Source organism: Mycobacterium gallinarum, assembly GCF_010726765.1.
GTDB classification, from domain to species: Bacteria; Actinomycetota; Actinomycetes; order Mycobacteriales; family Mycobacteriaceae; genus Mycobacterium; species Mycobacterium gallinarum.
The window spans coordinates 2632174-2650342 of sequence record NZ_AP022601.1; the positions used below are offsets into that span (position 1 = coordinate 2632174).

The following is an 18169-nucleotide window of genomic DNA, read 5'->3' on the forward strand; positions in this document are numbered from 1 at the left end:
GGGTATTAGATTTCCACAGTGGGCACGTCGGCGTCAACGAGGCAGCTGTGCACCCGCACAGCGCGTCCACACCATTATTGGATCGGCTCGTGTCCCAAAACGGTGGTTCGCAGCATTTCCCGAGGTGAATCGGGGTCATAGGGCGCTGCTCGGTGCAGGACGCCGTTGTTGTCCCAGATGACGGTGTCCCCGACCGACCAGCTGTGGCGATAGACCAGGTCGGGCTGGGTGGCGCGGTCCAGCAGCTCGGCGAGCAGCGCCCGACCCTCGTCGAGGTCCATTCCGACGACATAGTCCGCCGATGCCCCGAGCACCAGCGACTTGCGGCCGCTGCGATGTGTCCACACCAGAGGGTGCTCGTGGGTGGGGCGGCTGCGCCAGCGCGCGACCAGCTCGGGCGATGGGTCGGGGTTGACCCGACGTTGCGAGGCCTCCAGCGAGTGCACCACCCGCAGCGATCCGAACCGCCGCTTTTCCTCGTCGCTGAATGCGTCATAGGCCGCATAGGAGTTGGCGAACTCGGTCTCGCCGCCGTGCTCGGCCACCTGCTTGGCCGACAGCACGGTGGCCTTCTGCGGGCATTCATCGTGCAGCGGTGTGCACCCGTCGATGTGCCAATCGAAGGTCGCGCGCAAATAGGCGGCGGAAGCGTTCTTGGACTTGTCGAGCGTGACGGGATAGATGCCTGCGACGGGATGGTGCCCGTCGGAGGAGTGGTCGATGTCGCCGAGTCGACGGCAGAACGCCACCTGCGCCTCGGGTTGCAGGCCCAACCCCGGAAAGACCAGCACGCCATTGTCTTCCAGTGCTTCGAGCACCGCTTCGGCCAGCGCATCGTCGGAGGCCAGCCGGTCGGGATCCAGCCCGACGACCTCGGCACCGACCGAGGAGGTGAGTTTGTTGATCGTCAGCAGACTCATGTTCGTCCTATCCGTCACGGCACTGGCGCACTGACGCGATGCATGACCGCGTCGGCGGAGTCGGCGGGTTTCTGGGTACCGAAGACTTCAACGGCCATCGACACCATGATCATCGAGTACACGAGGTGCAACAGGTTGAGCGCATCGTCGGGCACATCGTCGAGCGGAAACTTGTCGCAGTAGTCGATCGCCTCCTCGAAGCGAGGCGTGAACGCATCGTAGAATTCGCGTATCTCCGACATGGGCGTGCTCAACCGGGTGCTCCACCGCTCCGGTTCAGTTGCCAGACACCACTTTTCGGCGTACTGCTCGAACTCGGCGAAGGCGCTGGGCAGTCGGGTCATGATCCGACCCCCACCCCGTGGCCCATTCTCGCCTCCGGCTCGGGCATGCGTTCGGCCTGGTACTCCTCCACCCAGTCGACGGCCACCTTGTGCAGATGGCGGACGAGGATCTCCTGATCCGACAGCGGGTAGTCGTTGACTATCGGCTCGTCCAGGCCGTATTCGAGCGCCGCCTGGGTGCCGCCGAGCATGCCCGCATCCTGCAGCGCGAATTCCTTGAGCACCACGGACGCGACCTCGTGCTCGATGCGCTCGCGCACCGTACGTGCGGGATGAAATGCGTTGTACGCCTCGAACTTATGGGTGTTGTGCGACGTCGGCCAGTAGCGATACAGCAGGTACCACCCGTGGTAGATCAGGATCTCGAGGTTCGGGAAGATCTGGAAATTGGTGATGCCCCACGGCTCGATACCGCCCGGATTCAGGCCGGCCGAATGATGCGTCTCAGGGGTACGCCACGGACCCACGAGTCCGCTTCGGGTGACCCGCTCGACGGGATACATGAACTCCGGGTCGAGCAGCCACCGGCGAGTACCCGCCGTCGAGACCAGGCGGTGGGGTCCGTCGATCTGGAAATGTCCGCACTCGAACGTCTGGTTGGGTTGACGAACGGCGCTGGGCACCTGCTGCGAATGCAGCGACGGCACGTGGTAGTACTCCTGGAACGCGTCGGCGAAGATCTTCCAGTTGCTGTTGTTCCGCGCTTCGAATTCGTAACGCTCCGTCATCATCTCGAATGGATAGTCGTCCAGCGCGGTGATCATGGGGCCGAGGAATTCACGCAGCGTCCACCGAGGTTCATGGTCGAAATTGATGAAGATGAAACCATTCCACACGTCGCAGTGCACGGGTTTCAATCCGTACTGCGAGGTGTCCAGTCCGAAGAACTCGCCCTCCTGTTGCACGAACGTCAGATCACCCTTGAGGTCGTAACGCCACCCGTGGTACTTACACGTGAACTGGCGGCAGGTGCCTTTGACCTCCTCGTGGGGATAGTCGTTCCACACCAACTTGTTTCCACGGTGACGGCAGACGTTGTAGAAGGCTCGGATCTGCTGGTCTTTGCGCCTGACGACGATCACCGACGTCTTGGCGACCTCGATCTCCTTGGTGAGGTAGCTGCCGACCCGCGGCAGTTCCTCGACGCGAGCAACATTGAGCCAGGCGCGCTTGAAGACCGCTTCGCGCTCGAGTTCGTAGAACTCCGGTGAGATCGAGTCGCGGAACGAGATCGGTCCGGTGCCCAGTTCCGGGTAATGCTCCGTCCAGCTACCCTCGGCCGGTTTGGGCCACTTAGCCATGCGAACCTCCCTGTCGTCTCGGAGAACTCGTGGTCGTCACATCACCGACCCGCCGTTGACACCCAGCGTCTGGCCGGTGATGAAACCGGCCTCTTCGGAACACAGGAAGCCGACGGCGGCGGCGATGTCGGCACCGGTGCCCAGGTGGCCGAGCGGGACGCTCGCGGCCATCTGCTCGTTCGAGGGAAGGTGTCCGGCCGCCTGTCCCGCGTGCTGCATCGGCGTCTCGATCGCCGACGGCGGAATGTTGTTGACGGTGATACCCGTCGGACCGTATTCCCGCGCAAGCGATCTGGTCAGTGACAACAGCGCGCCTTTCGACGCGGCGTAATGCGCCATCCCCGGCGATCCGCGCTGCGCGCTGGACGAGGAGATCATGACGATGCGGCCCCAGCCGGCTTCCAGCATGTCCGGCACCGCGATCTGACAGCAGTGGAAGGTGCCCGTGAGATTGACGTCGATCAGTCGCTGCCAGGCCTGCACGCTGATGTCGGTGAACGGCGCGAAGTCCACGGCGCCCGCGCTGGTTACCAGGATGTGCACCGGGCCCAGTTCGGTGCGCACCTTCGAGAAGGCTTCCTCAACGGCGGTGCGGTCGCTGACATCAGCGGCCACCCCGAATGCCGTGACGCCCTCCGCGCGCAACTCTTCGGCGACCCGTTGCGCCGCTTCGCCGTTGAGGTCGAGAACAGCCACCTTGTGCCCACGCCTGCCAAGCTCGTGGCACGTCGCTTCGCCCATACCAGAGGCGCCGCCGGTCACCACCGCCACCCGCGTCATCGCACGTTCCTCCGCTCCATCACTCGTAGACCACGTGGACTGTTTGGCTGGTAGGTAGAGACTGACACGTCAGCACCCAGCCTTCAGCCACTTCGTCGTCATCGAGTGCATCGTTGTTAAGCATCCGGGCACTCCCGGTGACGATGCGTGCCATACACGTTCCGCACGAACCCGTCTCGCACGACGACGGCGCCCGCAAACCGGACATGCGCGCTGTCTGCAGCAGCGTGTTGCCGGACCGGTAGTCGGCGGTCGTCTTCTTGCCGTCCAGTTCGATGACGACCGTTTCGGTCGTCTCCGTGGAGCTGTTGCCGACGTCGGCAGGCACCGGGTCGACCGTGAAGCGCTCGAGGTGCACACGCTGCGACGGCACACCGGATTCCCGCACCGCAGCCTCGACGGTGTCCATGAAGGGACGCGGGCCGCAGATGTAGTAGTCGGCCGCACCGGCATCTTCGAGGAAAGTCCGTACCGCTTCGGGAGTCACCACACCGTTGTCGTCATCGATGTGGTGCGCGACCGCCAGACGGTCGGCGTGCTGCTCGGCAAGTCGAGCGAGCGCCTCGTCGAAAATCACCGAATCGCGATTGCGATTGGCGTAGAACAGCCGAATACGACGCGACGATCCGCTCAGGGCCGTCCGCATGAGCGACATGATCGGCGTGATGCCGCTGCCGCCCGCGAACGCCACGATCTCGTCGCCGTTGTCGCGTAGGCAGAAGCGTCCCTCGGGTGGCGCCGCATGGATCTCGACACCCTCGGTGGCGGCGTCGTTGAGCCAGTTGGACACCACGCCGCCGGGATCGCGCTTGACGGTGATCCGAAGCTCGTCTTCCACCGGCGCCGACGACATCGAATAACAGCGCCGCAGATCCTGACCGTCCACATTGACCCGCAGCGTCAGGAACTGGCCTGCCCGATACCGGAACCGTGCCGAGCAGTGGTCGGGCACACCCAGCACCAGGGAAACGGCGTCGCTGGTCTCGCGCACGACCCGCTTGACGCGTAACGGCGCGAATCCGTCGGCTCCGTTGTTGTCGCCCATCCCGCTCAATATATCAAGTACTTGTCATTAATCTCAAGTACTGAATACTCCCCTACTGTCCGATGTGATCGTCGAACAATTCGTGCCCGGTGCCCTGTTCGACGACGCGCGCCAGCAGGTCGCGCAGCGTCTGCTGCTCGGACTTGCTCAGTACCCCGAAAACCTTGTCGTGCGCGGCGATTGCGTCGTTGACCACAGCCTCGGCTACATCACGCCCCTGGTCGGTGAGAAATGCCTGCAGGATGCGGCCGTGTTGCGGATCCTTCTTTCGCACGATCAGGCCACGTCGCTCGAGAGCGGTCAGCGCGAGTTGAACACCCTGGGGACTGATCAGCATGCGCCGTGCCAGGTCGGCGCCGGACAGACCCGGCTCGGTCGCCAACTGTCGCAACACACCGATTTGCGCAGTACTCACCCCGTGGTCGCTCACCGCATCGTTGACCGTCGTCAAGGAGAAGTACCAGGCCTGCTTCAGCAGCCAGAGAATGTTGTCGGTTTGTTCCACGCTTGCTCCTCTCAGCGGTGCGCTAGCGCTTGTAGACGACGCCGTTCTTCATGACGAACCCGACATCCAGCGTGACGGCGATGTCGCGTGACGGGTCGTCCGGTACGGCAACGATGTCGGCGAGATAGCCGGCGGCCAGACGTCCCAGCTCGCCGTCGGCTTCGATGAGTTCGGCGCTGGTGATCGTCGCCGCGCGCAAGGCCTGCATGGGCGTCATCCCGCGGGATACCAGCGCGCACAGTTCTTTTGCGTTCTGCCCGTGCGGAATCGCCGGCGCATCCGTGCCGCAGGCGATGCGGACACCGGCCGCGATCGCCTTCGGCAACATGGCCTGGGCCTGCGGGAAGACCACCTCGGCCTTTTTGCGAAGCTCGGGAGCGATTCGATCGACCGCCATGGCCTCGGTCAGGTAGGTGGTCGACACCAGGAACGTGCCGGTGTCGGCCATCAGCTTGATGGTGTCGTCGGTGGCCAGGAAACCGTGCTCGATGCAGTCGATTCCCGCGCGGATGCAGGCGCGAATAGCGCTGTCCCCCACGGCATGCGCGGCCACCCGTACCCCGGCGCGATGCGCTTCGTCCGCGATCGCGGCGAATTCGTCGTCCGAGTACTGCTGGGCGCCCGGTGCAGTGCTGTGTGACATCACGCCCCCCGACGCCGACACCTTGATCAGCTTCGCTCCATGCCTGACCTGGTACCGGACGCACGCACGAACCTCGTCCACACCGTTGGCGATGCCCTCGGCGACGGACAGCGGCATGATGCCCGGGGCCAGGCGCTGGAACACCGTCGGGTCGAGGTGCCCGCCGTACGGGGTCACCGCATGCCCCGCGGGGTAGATGCGTGGACCGATGTGCCACCCCTGATCGATCGCACGTTGCAGCGCGACGTCCAGCAGATAGCCGCCCGTTTTCACCATCAACCCCAGGTTGCGGACCGTGGTGAAACCGGCCTCCAGTGTGGTGCGCGCGTTGACCGCCCCGCGCAACGTCCGGTACGCGGGGTCGTCCTGCACGCCGTGCATGGGGCTCGGCAGCCCTTCCGGACCGCCCGGACCGCCGATGAGCAGGTTGAGCTCCATGTCCATCAGGCCCGGCAGCAGGGTCACGTCGCCCAGGTCGATGTCCTCGTCCGGATTCGGCGGCAGGTCAACTGGATTGACGGCAAGGATGCGGTCACCCTCCACGACGATCACGGCAGGCGAGCGGACCTCGCCGGCCTCGACGTCGGCCCAGCGCGCGCCACGCAGGACGGTGATCCGAGGTGTCACGGCACCGGTTCCGATACGCAGTCCAATGTCGTCGCACCCGAGTCAGGCACTTTGGGTTGTTTCCAGCACTCAACGGGGAACGACGCCTGGATCATCGAATACAACAGATGCATCAGGTTGAGCACGTCCTCCGGCATATCGTCCAGCGAGAACTTGTCGCAGTAGGCGATGGCCTCTTCCGCGCGTGCGGTGATCGCGTCGTAGAACGCTTGGATCTCCTGCATCGAACTGGCCAACCGTTTGGCGTAACGTTCGGCTTCGCTGCCCAGGCACCAGTCCGAAAACTCTTCGAGGTCGGCGAACTCCGGCGGCAATTTGGACGGGCGGTCGGGAGTCGGCGTCGTCGAAGCTGCGGTCGTCATGTCACACCCCCGCGGTCTTGCGCCGATAGTCCTCGACCCAGGCCGCGGTCTCGGTATGGAGATGGCGGATGAGCACCTCCTGATCGCAGAGGACGAAGTTGTCGAGCACGCGTGATTCGACCATCGTCTGGGTGGCCTCCAAGGTGTTGGCGTCCTGCAGGCCGTACTCCTTGAAGGACACGGCGGCGAGTTCCTGCGCGATCCGCTCGCGGGGCGTCCGCGGTGCCGGGAAGTACACCGTTCCCTCGAAGATGTGCGTGTTGTGCGACGTTGGCCAGTAGTGATACGTCAGGTACCAGCCCTGGCCCCAGAACAGAATGACGAAGTTGGGGAAGAGCTGGAACGAATCCAGCCCCCACGGATCACATTTCGCGGGATTGAGGCCTCTCGGCATCTCTCCCAGATCCGGCTTGTCCCACGGCCCGAAAAGCCCACTCTGACAGATGTCTTCGATGGGCTTGCGCATTTCGTCGGCCATCTCCCACGCGCGGATACCCGACGTGCTCACCAACCGGTGCGGACCTTCGATGCGGTAATGGGGAGCCTCAAACCCCGCTTCGGCCGCCGCCTTCGAGTAGGCCGTCGGCGATTGGTTCGCGTGCAGTACGGGTGCGTGATAGAACTCCTGGAACGCGTCCATGTAGAGCTTCCAGTTGGCCTTGACCTCGGAGCGGTAGTAGAAGCGCGACGTCATCTTCTCGAATGGATAACCCTCGAGATCGGTGATCATCGGCCCGAGGAAGTCGCGCAGGGACTGCTCGGGTGTCTTCGCGAAGTTGACGAAGATGAAGCCCTCCCACACCTCGCAATGCACCGGCACCAGGCCGTATCGGCTCTTATCGAGGTCGAAGAACTCCCCCTCCTGCTGGACGAAGGTGAGGTTGCCGTCGAGGTCGTAGCGCCATGCGTGGTACTTGCAGGTGAACTGTCGGCACACCCCGCTGGTCTCTTCCAGCGGCATGTCGTTCCAGACCAGCTTGTTGCCGCGGTGGCGACAGATGTTGTGATACGCCTTGACTTCTCCGTTCGTCGTGCGCACCACAATGATGGAGGTGTTGACGACCTTTAGTTCCTTGGTGAAGTAGGTGCCCTTGCGCGGAATCTGTTCGACACGACCGACGTTCAGCCACGCCCGCCGGAAAACCGCCTTGCGCTCGACTTCGTAGAACTCGGGGTCAACCGAGTCCTCGTAGGACACCGGACCTGTCCCCAGTTGCGGATAGTGCTCAGTCCAACTGCCTTCGGGTGGTTTAGGGAATCGCGCCATCGCCTGTTCCTGTCGATATCGCTGTGTGGCGCGCACGCGAGGCTGAAAGATGTCGTGCACGCGACGAGCAATTCTTATGGGCCCTGTAGCGCTGACCGTATATGCTCGCGAGATCAATCGCAAGTAGTTGATACACGAGATGGCAGGCCCCCGTGATGATGGCGAGCACCTTTGAACACGAACCGAATTTCGCCCAGCCGTGGGCATCCCATCGAGCGAGGATCTATCTCGCAGTCGCGATCTTCACCGCCGCGGTCTTCGTATTGATGACCATCGGCGTGACTGTCGGGCTCACCCCCCCCTCCTTCACGGTCGACGTCATCGCGAATCTGCTGTTCGGAATCCCGGTAATCCTGCTGCCTTTCGTCATCCTCTGGGATGCACCGGGCGAGAATCGAACTCGGCTCGACAAGGCCGCCGAACTCACGCTCTTCTACCTGCCCTACACGGCCTTCAGCCAGATCGGGTACGAGCTGATGTTCTTAATAGGCCACCCGCTCGGAATGTGGACGCCGACCACCGACCCCGGCTGGAAGTGGCTGTGGTGGCAATACGGATTGGCCGACACCCGCTACGTCAGCGGCAACCCGTGGATGTTCGCGCTGGAGGTCGTCGGGGTCACCACCGGCATCGTCGTCATCACGATGTGGACGCGACTCATCCGGCCGACGCTGTCGACCGAGTCACGCATCCGGTGCCTATGGGTGACGTTCGCCGGCATCGCAGTGCTGATGAGCAGCACCGCGGTGTACTTCCTCGCCGAGGTGGGCGCCGGATTCAACGACATCGGCCAGGGCGCGTATGGGCTGTGGTTCAAGTTCATCGGTGAGAACATTCCGTTCATCGTCCTGCCGCCGCTGGTGCTGTATTCGATCCACCTTCAGATCGACTACCTGACCAGACGGGCGGGGGCGCTCAGGCCGACCCAACAGCACGTCACGGCAACTTGATCGCCGACGTGTACATCTCGATGACCGGCCGGTAGAGGTCGACGCCGTCGAGTTCGCTGCCGAGCACGACTGCATCGCTGGTCGCGACGAGCACCTGCGCGAACGTCAGCGGCGGAATCAGCAGGGTGCCGCCCAGCCGGTCCATGCCGTCGACGATGAATTTCGCCAGCGCCTCGACGACCTCCGACCTCTTGGCAGCCACCCGCTCCCGCGCTTCGGGGTTGCGCAGCAGGTACAGCGTGAACTCGTGGCCAAGGGCGGCATGCTCGGCGCCGCGGTCCCGGCTGAGCTTGCGCCATCGCTTGGCGATTTCGTCGAATTCGCGCGCCCCGACCTGCTTCGCAGAGGCCATCACCTCGGCGAAGTTGTCGAAATATCGGCGCCAGTAGCGATCGCTGACGGCCAGGAAAAGGTCCTCCTTGGTCGCGAAGTGCTTGTAAATGGCGCCCTTGGTGTAGCCGGCTGCGCGCGCGATGTCATCGAGACTGGCTGGGGTGAAGCCTTTTTCGGCGAACACCTCCTCGGCGGCATCGAGCAGCAGGGAGCGAGTGTGTTCGACGCGTCGTTCCCGCGTCCAGCGCTCGACCATGACTGAAGTCTGACACAGAATCTGAGAAACCTATTGGATACTCAGATACTCATTGGTATCTTTCCGGAACATGTTCATCATTCCAAGCCAGGAGTCGTTGTGAGCGGACCGTCGAAAAAGCCCACCGTCACCGAGTCGATCAGTCGCACCGCGGTGCTCGGCACGGAGACCCCGCGGCCGTCGAGTTCCATCAAGATATGGGCGACTGTCGGGGCCGTTTTCCTGGCGCTGACGGTGTATCTCTTCGTCCGGTGGGTCAGCGGGCCCTATTTCGAGCCGGTGGCGAGCGGCCCGAGCGAACCACCGATGTACATGAAGATTCCGTTGATCGCCAACGCGGTCGTGCTATGGATCGGCCTGCCATTCGCGCTGTGGTTCTTCATCATTCGACCGTGGTGGCGGGAACGACGCATCACGCTCGACGGCATGCTGCTGGTGTCGATGGCACTGATGATGTTCCAGGACCCGATGCTCAACTACTACAGCACCTGGTGCACGTACAACGCATGGCTGTTCAATCAGGGTTCCTGGGCACCGTACATTCCCGGCTGGGTGGCACACGAGGAACCGGGACATACGGTGCCCGAGCCGCTGCTGACCAACATCCCCGGCTACATGTACGGGGTGCTGCTGCTCACCATCGTCGGATGCGCGCTCATGCGCAAGATCAAGAGCCGTTGGCCGGGTATCAGCAACCTGCGGCTCGTGTTGGTCACCTACGCGATTGCCATCGTCTTCGACTTCATCATGGAGGGGCTGATCCTCCTGCCGATCGGCTTCTACTCCTACCCGGGCGCCATCCAGTCACTGTCCCTCAACGCCGGCACCTATTACCAATATCCGATCTACGAAGGCTTTATGTGGGGTGGCGTCCAGGCGGCGCTCTGTTGCCTGCGCTTCTTCACCGATGACCGCGGCCGCACCGTCGTCGAACGTGGACTCGACCAAATCCGCGGCGGGTTCGTCAAACAGCAGTTCGTTCGCTTCCTGGCGATCTTCGGCGGCGTGAGCGCATGCTTCTTCCTCTTCTACAACGTGCCTGCCACCTGGCTTGGCACGCAAGCTGATCCGTGGCCCGAAGACGTGCAGAAGCGTTCGTATTTCAACCCTGGCATCTGCGGCGATGGAACCGACCGACCGTGTCCGAATCCTGACCTACCACTGACGACCCACCGCTCAGGATTCGTCAACCACGACGGCGAACTCGTGTTACCGGAAGGGGTGGAGATCCCGCCTGTCGTGCCGATTCAAGGCGCGAACGGCAATGGCTCTCAGTAATATTCGGCCGATGGCCGAGACGAGCTCGACTGCGCCGTACTACCGTGCTGTCGGGAACGAGCTCGAGGTGTTTCGGGCGGCAGCCCGCCGCGGTTCGCCGGTTCTGCTGAAGGGGCCCACCGGTTGCGGGAAGACGCGCTTCATCGAGGCGATGGCTCACGAACTCGGCCGTGAGCTCATCACCGTCGCGGGTCACGAGGACATGACGTCGGCCGATCTGATCGGCCGCTTTCTGTTGAAGGGCGGCGAGACGGTCTGGGTGGACGGACCTTTGACCCGCGCGGTGCGAGCCGGTGCCATCTTCTATCTCGACGAGGTGGTCGAGGCGCGCCAGGACACCACTGTCGTGATCCACCCGCTCACCGATCACCGTCGTGTGTTGTCGATCGACCGGCTCGGCACGACGCTGAAGGCGGCGCCCGGATTTCAGCTGGTGGTCTCCTACAACCCCGGGTACCAGAGCGTGCTGAAGAACCTCAAGGAATCCACCCGTCAGCGCTTTGTCGCCATCGAGCTCGGCTACCCGTCCCCTGAGATCGAAACCGAGGTGGTCGCCCACGAAGCTGGGATCGACACCGAAACCGCCCGGGCGCTGGTCGAACTCGCTTATGCCATTAGAAATCTGGACGGCTCACCGCTGCGCGAGGTGTCTTCCACACGCATGTTGATTCTCGCCGGAGGCCTGGCGGCCGAGGGACTGGAATTGCGCAGCGCTGTCCACGCGGCCGTCGTCCAGGTGCTCTCCGACGACGACGACGTCATCCGCGCCCTCGATGAACTCGTTGACGCCGTTCTGCCTAGACAGTGAGCCCCTCCCACCCGGAACGGTTCCGGCTTCTGGCCTCCTTCATCGCGGGCCGGGCGCTCGACATCGCAGAGGCACCCGCCGGCCAGAGCGCCCACACCAACGGCCAGGTCGTGTCGGTGTCTGCGGGCGTATCCGTCGAGCGGCAGCGCCGCGAGGTGCTGGTCCAGAGCGCGTTGCTCGGCGCTGGCAGTCTGGATGCGCGCTTGCTCAAAGGGTTACGGGGCCGACCGTCGGTAGCTCGTCGGTACTTGGCCTTGGAGGGACGTCGGGTACTGCGCGATCTCGCCGACCGGTTGCCCGCCATCGACGTGAGTCCCGACGAGGAGCCGACGACCGCGACGGCCGACGAGTCGCTGAACATGGCGCGGACCCGCAAGAGCGTCTCCGGTGCACCGCCATGGTTCGGCACGCTCAAGCCGTCCCTGCTGTTGGCGTCTGCCGACGAGACCGGTTCGGCCGCAACCGATAAAGACCTGCGGCTGGAACTCACACTCGGTGATCCGGCTGAGGGTGACGACGAAGACGACGACCCCGCGCAGAGAAGCAAGATTCTGAAGATGTTCGAGACACCGGTCACCACGACGGATGCGGTTGCGAACTTCCTGCGCAAGATCCTCGGTGGCTCGCGATCGGAGGCCAGCGACACCGCAGGCGGCGGCATGCAAATCCGCTCAACCCGCCGGGCACGGTCGGCCGGTCTGAACGCGCGACCGCTTCCCACCCCGATCCGCTTCACCGACGACGGCAGGCCTGGCGCGTCGCTGGGCATCGGTGGAGCGCTATATCCGGAGTGGGACGTCTTCGACGGCCGGTACCGGCCCGAGTGGTGCCGTGTGATCGAGTTTCCCCTGACATCCGCGGCAGATGTGAGCGCAGCCGGCGTGACGCACGACGACGTGCTCCGGCGGCGGTTGTCGCGCATCGGTCTCGCCCCGAAGATATTGCGCGCCAGGCCTGATGGCGAAGAGCTGGACATCGAGGCGCTCATGGACCTGTTCGTCGATCTGCGCTCAGGATTCTCACCGCCTGAAAACGTATACGTGGAGCGCCGCAGGCTGACTCGCGATCTGGGCGTCCTCATTCTGCTCGACGCGTCAGGATCGGCCACCGATACCGATGCCGAGGGCCTCGCGGTGCACGACCATCAACGGCGAGCGGCGGCGACGCTGGCCCTGACGCTCGATGAGCTCGGCGATCGCGTCGCCGTCTATGCGTTCCGCTCACACGGCAGGCGTGCGGTCCACCTGCCCGCCATCAAGAGCTTCGACCAGCGGTTCGGCGCGGCTGGCCGGGCGCGGCTCAACCAACTTCAACCGTCTGGCTACACGCGTCTCGGCGCAGGCATCCGCGGTGCGGGCGAGGTACTCAAGAGCCGTTCCGGCACACCGAATCAACTGCTGCTCGTCCTGTCCGACGGCTTCCCCTACGACGAGGGCTACGAAGGTCGTTACGCGGAGGCTGACGCCAGCAAAGCCCTGGAAGAACTACGCGCCGACGGCGTTGCCTGCCTGTGCCTTTCGATCGGTGCGTCCACGGACACCGGCGTGCTGGAACGCGTGTTCGGCTCCACCAGCTTCGCCAGCGCCCCGGCCCTTGCCGATTTGAGCCCGCGAATGGACGAGTTGTTCCTCGGTGCGCTTCGAGCCCTGGCCACCCCCAGTTCGCTCACCGGGCGGGCAGCCCCAGCACGCGCTGCGCGATGATGTTGCGCTGAATCTCTGACGTGCCACCGGAGATGGTGCCGGCATAGCTACTGATGTACCGGGTGAACCAGCTGGCGGTGAAAAGATCTGGGCTGTAGGGGTTGTGGCGCCCGGTCAACGACGGGCTGAGCAAACCGGCGACACCCGCGCCGTCCAGCGCGTGCCGCAGCGCGCTCTGCTCGGCCTCGGATCCGAGCAGTTTGAGCACCGAGACACCGGGGATGTCACGCTCACCGCGCGCAGCCTGTCCGAGCGCCGCCGAACCCAACAGACGCAGCGCTTGATAGTCCATTGCGATCGTCGCGTACCGGTCCCGATTCACCTCACCGACGGGACGATAGTCCTCCAGCAGTTGTTCGAGGCGATTGGCGAACGCCATCCACATCATCGTCCGCTCATGGCCGAGCGATCCGTTGGCGACCTTCCATCCGCCGCCGAGTGGCCCGACGAGGTTCTCCGCCGGTACCAGCACATCCGAGAAGAACACCTCGTTGAAGTCGACCTCGTCGCGGCCGTACACCGACGCGAACGGCCGGCGCTCCACCCCCGGCAGATCGGTCGGGATGATCAGCGCGCTGATCCCTTTGTGTTTCGGCGCTTCCTGATCGGTGCGCACAAAGGTCAGGATGACGTCGGCGTCGTGGGCGCCGCTGGTCCACACCTTCTGCCCGTTCACCACGAAGTGCTCGTCCACCATATCGGCACGGGTACGCAAACCCGCCAGATCCGAGCCCGCACCCGGTTCGCTCATGCCCAGCGACGCCGTCATCTCGGCACGCAGGATGGGCACCGCCCACTTCCGCTTTTGCTCCTCGGTGCCGAACGACAGCAGCGAGGCGGCGATGATGCCGACGCCCTGCGGGTTGAACGCGTGATAGATGCGGCGTCGCGCGAGTTCCTCGCGGTGAACGAACTGTTCAAGGATGCCCGCATTGCGGCCGCCGAACTCGGGCGAATTGCCCGGAAGGAGCCAGCCGTGGTCGAACTGGAGGCGCTGCCACCGGCGCGACCACTCCGGTACATGCGACGTCGATCGGGACCGCTCGGTCTCCGCCTCGGCCTCCGGAGGCAGGTGTGCGTCGAGAAAGTCGATGAACTCCGCGCGAAACGCCTCGACGTCGGCATCGAAGGTGAGCTGCACGGATCAACAGTATCAAGTACTTAACATTTGGGTCGCCGTGCGCTATGACTGAAGGGATGCTCGATGCGGAGAAGATCTTGATCACCGGCGCCACGGGAAAAATCGCGTTCCCGATCGCGCGGGCGTTGGCACAGCGCAACGAGGTCTGGGGTGCCGCACGGCTGAGGGACCCCGCGGATCGCGACAAGCTCACGGCCGCCGGCATCACGCCGGTGACATTCGACATGAGCGTCGGCGACTTCTCCGCGCTCCCCACCGATTTCACCTACGTGTTCCACGCGGCCGTCGACGCCGGCTCCGGTGATTGGGAACAATGTGTCGACACGACCGCGCAGAAATCCGGCGATCTGCTGTACCACTGCCGCACCGCAAAGGGTTTCGTGTTCTGCTCGACCGGATCGGTGTACGGGTACCAGGGACAGCGGCCGCTGCGGGAATCGGATCCGCCGGGCGTTCCGCTGCGTCCGAACTACAGCTTCTCCAAGATCGCCGCCGAGGCCGTGTGCACCTGGATCGCGAAGCAGTTCGACATACCGCTCACGATCATCCGCATCTGCTCGACCTACGGCCCGGAAGGCGGAGCCCCCGCTGACCGGCTCGACATGATGTTGGCGGGCACGCCGATTCGGCTGCATCCCGACAAACCCAACAACTACAACCCGCTCTACGAGGACGACTACGTCGAACTCGGCATCCGGGCGATGGAGGTCGCGGCGACGCCGCCCATCGTGGTGAACTGGGCCGGCAGCGAGACGGTCAGCGCCGAAGACTACTGCGCCTACCTCGGTGAGCTCGTCGGCGTCGAACCGGTCTTCACCTACACCGCGGACGCACACACACCGTTATGGCCCGACGTCACCTACATGCACGAAATACTCGGTGCGACCAAAGTGCACTGGCGTGACGGGTTCCGGCGCATGGTCGCGGCCCGTCATCCTGAAATCGCTTTGTTCGAACCACTGACGCCCTAAGGACATTTGATGCAGCTGCCCGGAACGCCGTCCGACGAAATCGATGACGTCCTTGCCACCGGCCGTGGCGACATCACCACGTTGTTCGTCTCGATGGCCACGCGGCACCCCGACGGTACCGATGCCGAATACCTGCGCTGGCACACACTCGATCACCGTCCCGAACAACACCGACTGTCGGCCGTGCGCGCGTCCCTGCGGTTGGTGTCGACGCCCGCATGCCGCGCCGCCCGCGCTACGGAGACCGAACCCTACGACACCATCGACCATGTCATGACGTACTTCTTCACAGACCCCGGCGGCATGGAAGGCTTTCTCGCACTGGCGAAGGCGCTGATCGGCGGCAAGCGCAAACTGCCGCTGCTGCCACCCGTCGAGCGCGGTGTCTACGACGTGCGGAGCAAGTCTGCCGCACCGCGGGTCAAGGTGGGCGCCGACGTGCTGCCGTGGTGGCCGGTGAAGGGTGTGTACCTGCTGCTCGAACGTGGCGACGCGCCGGCAGATCCGTTGCTCGCGGTCGACGGGGTGGCCGGCATCTGGTCGGCGGCGACGCTGGACGTCGATGCGAGACTGGCGAGTGCACCAGTGGGTCAAACCGTCACCTACTGCTTTCTCGACGACGATCCTCTTGCCACCGCGGAACGCCTTGAGCCGGTGTTGACTTCGCGATGGGACCAGGGCGAAGTCGAACCGCTGCTGGCCGCACCGTTCTACCCCGTCGTACCGCACGAATGGGATCGCTATGTGCCGTAGGAGGCTTTGATGCGGATCGGCCTGATGATCGGCTCGGACAAGGAGCGTTCACGCGCCGACCGGCTGACCGGGCTTCTCGACGACGGCAAGGCCGCCGAGCGTGACGGTTTCGCGTCGTTCTGGATTCCCCAGGTTCCCGGCTACCTCGACGCGATGACAGCGGTCGCGCTGCTTGGTCAGGTGACCGAGCGCATCGAGATCGGGACAGCAGTGGTGCCGATCCAGACGCGCCATCCGCTCATCATGGCGCAGCAGGCCCTGACCACCCAGGTGGCCTGCTCGGGCCGCTTCTCGCTGGGCCTCGGCCCGTCTCACCACTGGATCATCACCGACCAACTCGGACTTCCCTACGACAAGCCGGCCCTGCTGGTGCGCGACTACCTCGATGTGCTGGACGCGGCGTTCGCCGGTCCTGGCCCGATCGCAGTGGACAACAACAGCTTCCGCGTGCATAGCCCGGTGGATGTCACCGAGGACTTCGAGATGCGGGTACTCGTGGCCGCACTCGGACCCGCAATGCTGCGCATCGCAGGCGAACGCACCGGCGGAACCATCCTGTGGATGGCCGACGAGCGGGCCATCGGCGACTACGTGGTGCCGCGCATCACGGAGGCCGCGCAGGCCGCCGGACGGTCCGGAACTCGTGTCGTGGCGGGGGTGCCCGTCGCGCTCTGCTCGAACAATGAAACCGACGGCGCTCGCGAGTACGCGAGTGAGGTGCTGGGCCACGCCGACTTCTCCCCCAACTACGTCCGGCTGCTCGAACACGGTGACGCCGAGGACGTCGGGGACACCATGGCCGCGGGCGACGAAGCAACAGTGCTGGCCCGGCTGAAGAGTTACCGTGACGCCGGCGTCACCGATCTTGCCGTCCGGGTGGTCCCTCTTGGCGACGACGCGAAGGCTCGCAGCGAATCACGCCGCCGCACTGAGGAGTTCGTGGCCTCGCTTGTGTCGGAATTCGATTCTGGCGCATAGGCACCCATGAATTCGATGGGGACCCCACCCATCGTGCAGAAGAACAGGTCAACGCCCGAAATCCCGGTGTCGAATACCGTGACGTCGTCCGTGAACGTGCTCGCCTTGTCCTTGGTACCGGAGAAGTCGTCGGTCAGAAACGACAGAGCGGCCAGGCCCTCCGGAGCGAAATCACGCAAGTGTTCGGGCACGTCGAGCACCTCGATCAAGCCACCTTCGCCGCCACCTAAGATCGTCACGTCGGCTCCGTCGGACGGTGGCCATCCCAACGTAGCTTCAAATACTTCTCCGGGAATGTGCATTTCGGCTGTCACCGTCATCCCCACCACGTCAGTCAGGAACGCGGTGAAGGTCGCAGCCGAATGGCTGCGCATGACGACGTGGTGCAGTTGGTTGGGCATCGTTGCTCCTTGTCCTTGACTCAGGCGCCCAGCATGACGAGGCCGCCGTCAATCGCCACGAGTTGTCCGGTCATGAAATGTGAATCTGCACTGCAGAAGAACACCAACGCCGGACCGAGATCCTCGACCGGATCGCCGAGCGCGCCGCCGAGCGGAATCGTCTTCTTGATCTCCTCATCGATGAACTTCGCGGCCGCAGGTCCCAGGAATTCGCGCAGCCGGTCGGCTCCGGGTGTCTGCACGGCGGGGGCCAGTGCGATCGCCGAGATCTTCTCGGACGCCCACGCCTTGGCGATCGAGCGGGTCCAGGCCGACACCGCGCCCTTGGTCGCGGCGTAGACCGCCGAGATCGGACTGCCCATCACGGCCTCCCCCGACCCGAAGTTGATGATGCGGCCGCCGCCGCTGCGGCGCATCACCGCGTAGGCGGCCTGGTTGGTGAAGATGGTCGCCTTGATGTTGGTGTCCATCAGGAAGTCGATGTCGTCGCCGGTGATCTGGCCGGGGATGCCCGCCTGCCACATGCCGGCCGCGTGCAACAGCACATCGAGGCCACCCATCTGCTGGGCGGCGGTGGCCACCATGTCGTCGACGGCAGCAGCGTCGCGCACGTCGCACTGCAGCCATGAAACGCCATCGACGTCGGGCGGGGGTGTCGAGTGATACGTCGCCACGACCTGCGCGCCCGCCCCGCTGAGCACCTCGACCGCCGCCGCACCGATACCCGTTGCACCGCCGGTCACCAATATTCGTCTGCCATCGAGGGAACCTGCCACCCCTAGATAGTTAGACAAACGTCAACT

Annotated in this window: 19 protein-coding genes; 7 read left to right on the plus strand and 12 right to left on the minus strand. The window is 64.2% G+C overall.

Annotation, left to right across the window (positions count from 1 at the left end):
- Positions 1 to 74 precede the first annotated feature (74 nt).
- From G6N42_RS12745 to G6N42_RS12785, 9 genes are read right to left on the minus strand one after another with little or no spacing between them, the layout of a single operon-like run.
- Positions 75 to 920 carry a TauD/TfdA dioxygenase family protein gene (locus G6N42_RS12745; protein ID WP_163729920.1) on the minus strand — a complete coding sequence of 282 codons (846 nt, stop codon included), beginning with the start codon at positions 918 to 920 and terminating at the stop codon, positions 75 to 77.
- A 14-nt stretch (positions 921 to 934) separates the two neighbouring features.
- Positions 935 to 1264, minus strand: coding sequence for a hypothetical protein (locus tag G6N42_RS12750; RefSeq protein ID WP_163729921.1), 330 nt, complete (start codon positions 1262 to 1264; stop codon positions 935 to 937).
- A complete protein-coding gene (locus G6N42_RS12755) occupies positions 1261 to 2565 on the minus strand; it encodes an aromatic ring-hydroxylating oxygenase subunit alpha (RefSeq protein ID WP_163729922.1) in 1305 nt (434 codons plus the stop codon). The genes G6N42_RS12750 and G6N42_RS12755 overlap by 4 nt, the downstream gene beginning before the upstream one ends.
- A 36-nt stretch (positions 2566 to 2601) precedes the next feature.
- Positions 2602 to 3345, minus strand: coding sequence for an SDR family NAD(P)-dependent oxidoreductase (locus G6N42_RS12760; RefSeq protein ID WP_163729923.1), 744 nt, complete (start codon positions 3343 to 3345; stop codon positions 2602 to 2604).
- Positions 3346 to 3364: 19 nt separating this feature from the next.
- Positions 3365 to 4390 carry a ferredoxin--NADP reductase gene (locus G6N42_RS12765; protein WP_163729924.1) on the minus strand — a complete coding sequence of 342 codons (1026 nt, stop codon included), beginning with the start codon at positions 4388 to 4390 and terminating at the stop codon, positions 3365 to 3367.
- Positions 4391 to 4442: 52 nt separating this feature from the next.
- Complete coding sequence (locus tag G6N42_RS12770; RefSeq protein WP_163729925.1) at positions 4443 to 4895, minus strand: MarR family winged helix-turn-helix transcriptional regulator; 453 nt, start codon at positions 4893 to 4895, stop codon at positions 4443 to 4445.
- Between the two features lie 22 nt (positions 4896 to 4917).
- On the minus strand, positions 4918 to 6165 hold the full coding sequence (locus G6N42_RS12775; RefSeq protein WP_163729926.1) for a metal-dependent hydrolase family protein: 1248 nt from the start codon (positions 6163 to 6165) through the stop codon (positions 4918 to 4920).
- A complete protein-coding gene (locus G6N42_RS12780; RefSeq protein WP_163729927.1) occupies positions 6162 to 6527 on the minus strand; it encodes a hypothetical protein in 366 nt (121 codons plus the stop codon). The genes G6N42_RS12775 and G6N42_RS12780 overlap by 4 nt, the downstream gene beginning before the upstream one ends.
- Position 6528: 1 nt before the next feature.
- Complete coding sequence (locus G6N42_RS12785) at positions 6529 to 7794, minus strand: aromatic ring-hydroxylating oxygenase subunit alpha (protein ID WP_163729928.1); 1266 nt, start codon at positions 7792 to 7794, stop codon at positions 6529 to 6531.
- A 155-nt stretch (positions 7795 to 7949) separates the two neighbouring features.
- Between G6N42_RS12785 and G6N42_RS12790 the strand changes: the two genes are divergently transcribed.
- A complete protein-coding gene (locus tag G6N42_RS12790) occupies positions 7950 to 8744 on the plus strand; it encodes an emopamil-binding protein (protein WP_163737415.1) in 795 nt (264 codons plus the stop codon).
- Here the strand turns inward: G6N42_RS12790 and G6N42_RS12795 are convergent.
- The gene (locus tag G6N42_RS12795) at positions 8731 to 9333 is read right to left on the minus strand and encodes a TetR/AcrR family transcriptional regulator (RefSeq protein WP_163729929.1); all 603 of its coding nucleotides are present in this window, start codon (positions 9331 to 9333) and stop codon (positions 8731 to 8733) included. The genes G6N42_RS12790 and G6N42_RS12795 overlap by 14 nt on opposite strands.
- Before the next feature lie 99 nt (positions 9334 to 9432).
- On the opposite strand from G6N42_RS12795, the gene G6N42_RS12800 reads away from it, so the two are divergent.
- Genes G6N42_RS12800 through G6N42_RS12810 form a run of 3 tightly spaced genes read left to right on the plus strand, consistent with a single transcriptional unit; the run spans position 9433 to position 13122 of the window.
- Positions 9433 to 10611 carry a spirocyclase AveC family protein gene (locus G6N42_RS12800; protein ID WP_163729930.1) on the plus strand — a complete coding sequence of 393 codons (1179 nt, stop codon included), beginning with the start codon at positions 9433 to 9435 and terminating at the stop codon, positions 10609 to 10611.
- Between the two features lie 10 nt (positions 10612 to 10621).
- Complete coding sequence (locus G6N42_RS12805) at positions 10622 to 11419, plus strand: CbbQ/NirQ/NorQ/GpvN family protein (RefSeq protein ID WP_434059580.1); 798 nt, start codon at positions 10622 to 10624, stop codon at positions 11417 to 11419.
- Positions 11416 to 13122, plus strand: a complete 1707-nt coding sequence (locus G6N42_RS12810; RefSeq protein ID WP_163729932.1) for a nitric oxide reductase activation protein NorD — start codon at positions 11416 to 11418, stop codon at positions 13120 to 13122. Before G6N42_RS12805 ends, G6N42_RS12810 begins: the two co-directional genes overlap by 4 nt.
- Here the strand turns inward: G6N42_RS12810 and G6N42_RS12815 are convergent.
- Positions 13085 to 14263 (minus strand): acyl-CoA dehydrogenase family protein, encoded by a 1179-nt coding sequence (locus tag G6N42_RS12815; protein ID WP_163729933.1) that lies wholly within the window; start codon positions 14261 to 14263, stop codon positions 13085 to 13087. The two genes, G6N42_RS12810 and G6N42_RS12815, sit on opposite strands and share 38 nt — an antisense overlap.
- A 44-nt stretch (positions 14264 to 14307) precedes the next feature.
- On the opposite strand from G6N42_RS12815, the gene G6N42_RS12820 reads away from it, so the two are divergent.
- The 3 genes from G6N42_RS12820 to G6N42_RS12830 are packed head-to-tail and all read left to right on the plus strand — an operon-like array spanning position 14308 to position 16965.
- The gene (locus tag G6N42_RS12820; protein WP_174262067.1) at positions 14308 to 15234 is read left to right on the plus strand and encodes an NAD-dependent epimerase/dehydratase family protein; all 927 of its coding nucleotides are present in this window, start codon (positions 14308 to 14310) and stop codon (positions 15232 to 15234) included.
- Between the two features lie 9 nt (positions 15235 to 15243).
- Positions 15244 to 15987 carry a hypothetical protein gene (locus G6N42_RS12825; RefSeq protein ID WP_163729934.1) on the plus strand — a complete coding sequence of 248 codons (744 nt, stop codon included), beginning with the start codon at positions 15244 to 15246 and terminating at the stop codon, positions 15985 to 15987.
- Between the two features lie 9 nt (positions 15988 to 15996).
- A complete protein-coding gene (locus G6N42_RS12830) occupies positions 15997 to 16965 on the plus strand; it encodes a TIGR03564 family F420-dependent LLM class oxidoreductase (RefSeq protein WP_163729935.1) in 969 nt (322 codons plus the stop codon).
- A 421-nt stretch (positions 16966 to 17386) separates the two neighbouring features.
- On the opposite strand, the gene G6N42_RS12835 is transcribed toward G6N42_RS12830, so the two are convergent.
- Positions 17387 to 18142 (minus strand): SDR family NAD(P)-dependent oxidoreductase, encoded by a 756-nt coding sequence (locus G6N42_RS12835; protein ID WP_163729936.1) that lies wholly within the window; start codon positions 18140 to 18142, stop codon positions 17387 to 17389.
- Positions 18143 to 18169 lie beyond the last annotated feature (27 nt).

What these genes read in the sequence shown, in the direction of transcription:
- G6N42_RS12745 (WP_163729920.1), bottom strand. Translation starts at nt 920, where the DNA reads ATGAGTCTGCTGACGATCAACAAACTCACCTCCTCGGTCGGTGCCGAG.
- G6N42_RS12750 (WP_163729921.1), bottom strand. Translation starts at nt 1,264, where the DNA reads ATGACCCGACTGCCCAGCGCCTTCGCCGAGTTCGAGCAGTACGCCGAA.
- G6N42_RS12755 (WP_163729922.1), bottom strand. Translation starts at nt 2,565, where the DNA reads ATGGCTAAGTGGCCCAAACCGGCCGAGGGTAGCTGGACGGAGCATTAC.
- G6N42_RS12760 (WP_163729923.1), bottom strand. Translation starts at nt 3,345, where the DNA reads ATGACGCGGGTGGCGGTGGTGACCGGCGGCGCCTCTGGTATGGGCGAA.
- G6N42_RS12765 (WP_163729924.1), bottom strand. Translation starts at nt 4,390, where the DNA reads ATGGGCGACAACAACGGAGCCGACGGATTCGCGCCGTTACGCGTCAAG.
- G6N42_RS12780 (WP_163729927.1), bottom strand. Translation starts at nt 6,527, where the DNA reads ATGACGACCGCAGCTTCGACGACGCCGACTCCCGACCGCCCGTCCAAA.
- G6N42_RS12785 (WP_163729928.1), bottom strand. Translation starts at nt 7,794, where the DNA reads ATGGCGCGATTCCCTAAACCACCCGAAGGCAGTTGGACTGAGCACTAT.
- G6N42_RS12790 (WP_163737415.1), top strand. Translation starts at nt 7,950, where the DNA reads ATGATGGCGAGCACCTTTGAACACGAACCGAATTTCGCCCAGCCGTGG.
- G6N42_RS12795 (WP_163729929.1), bottom strand. Translation starts at nt 9,333, where the DNA reads ATGGTCGAGCGCTGGACGCGGGAACGACGCGTCGAACACACTCGCTCC.
- G6N42_RS12805 (WP_434059580.1), top strand. Translation starts at nt 10,622, where the DNA reads ATGGCCGAGACGAGCTCGACTGCGCCGTACTACCGTGCTGTCGGGAAC.
- G6N42_RS12820 (WP_174262067.1), top strand. Translation starts at nt 14,308, where the DNA reads ATGACTGAAGGGATGCTCGATGCGGAGAAGATCTTGATCACCGGCGCC.
- G6N42_RS12825 (WP_163729934.1), top strand. Translation starts at nt 15,244, where the DNA reads ATGCAGCTGCCCGGAACGCCGTCCGACGAAATCGATGACGTCCTTGCC.
- G6N42_RS12830 (WP_163729935.1), top strand. Translation starts at nt 15,997, where the DNA reads ATGCGGATCGGCCTGATGATCGGCTCGGACAAGGAGCGTTCACGCGCC.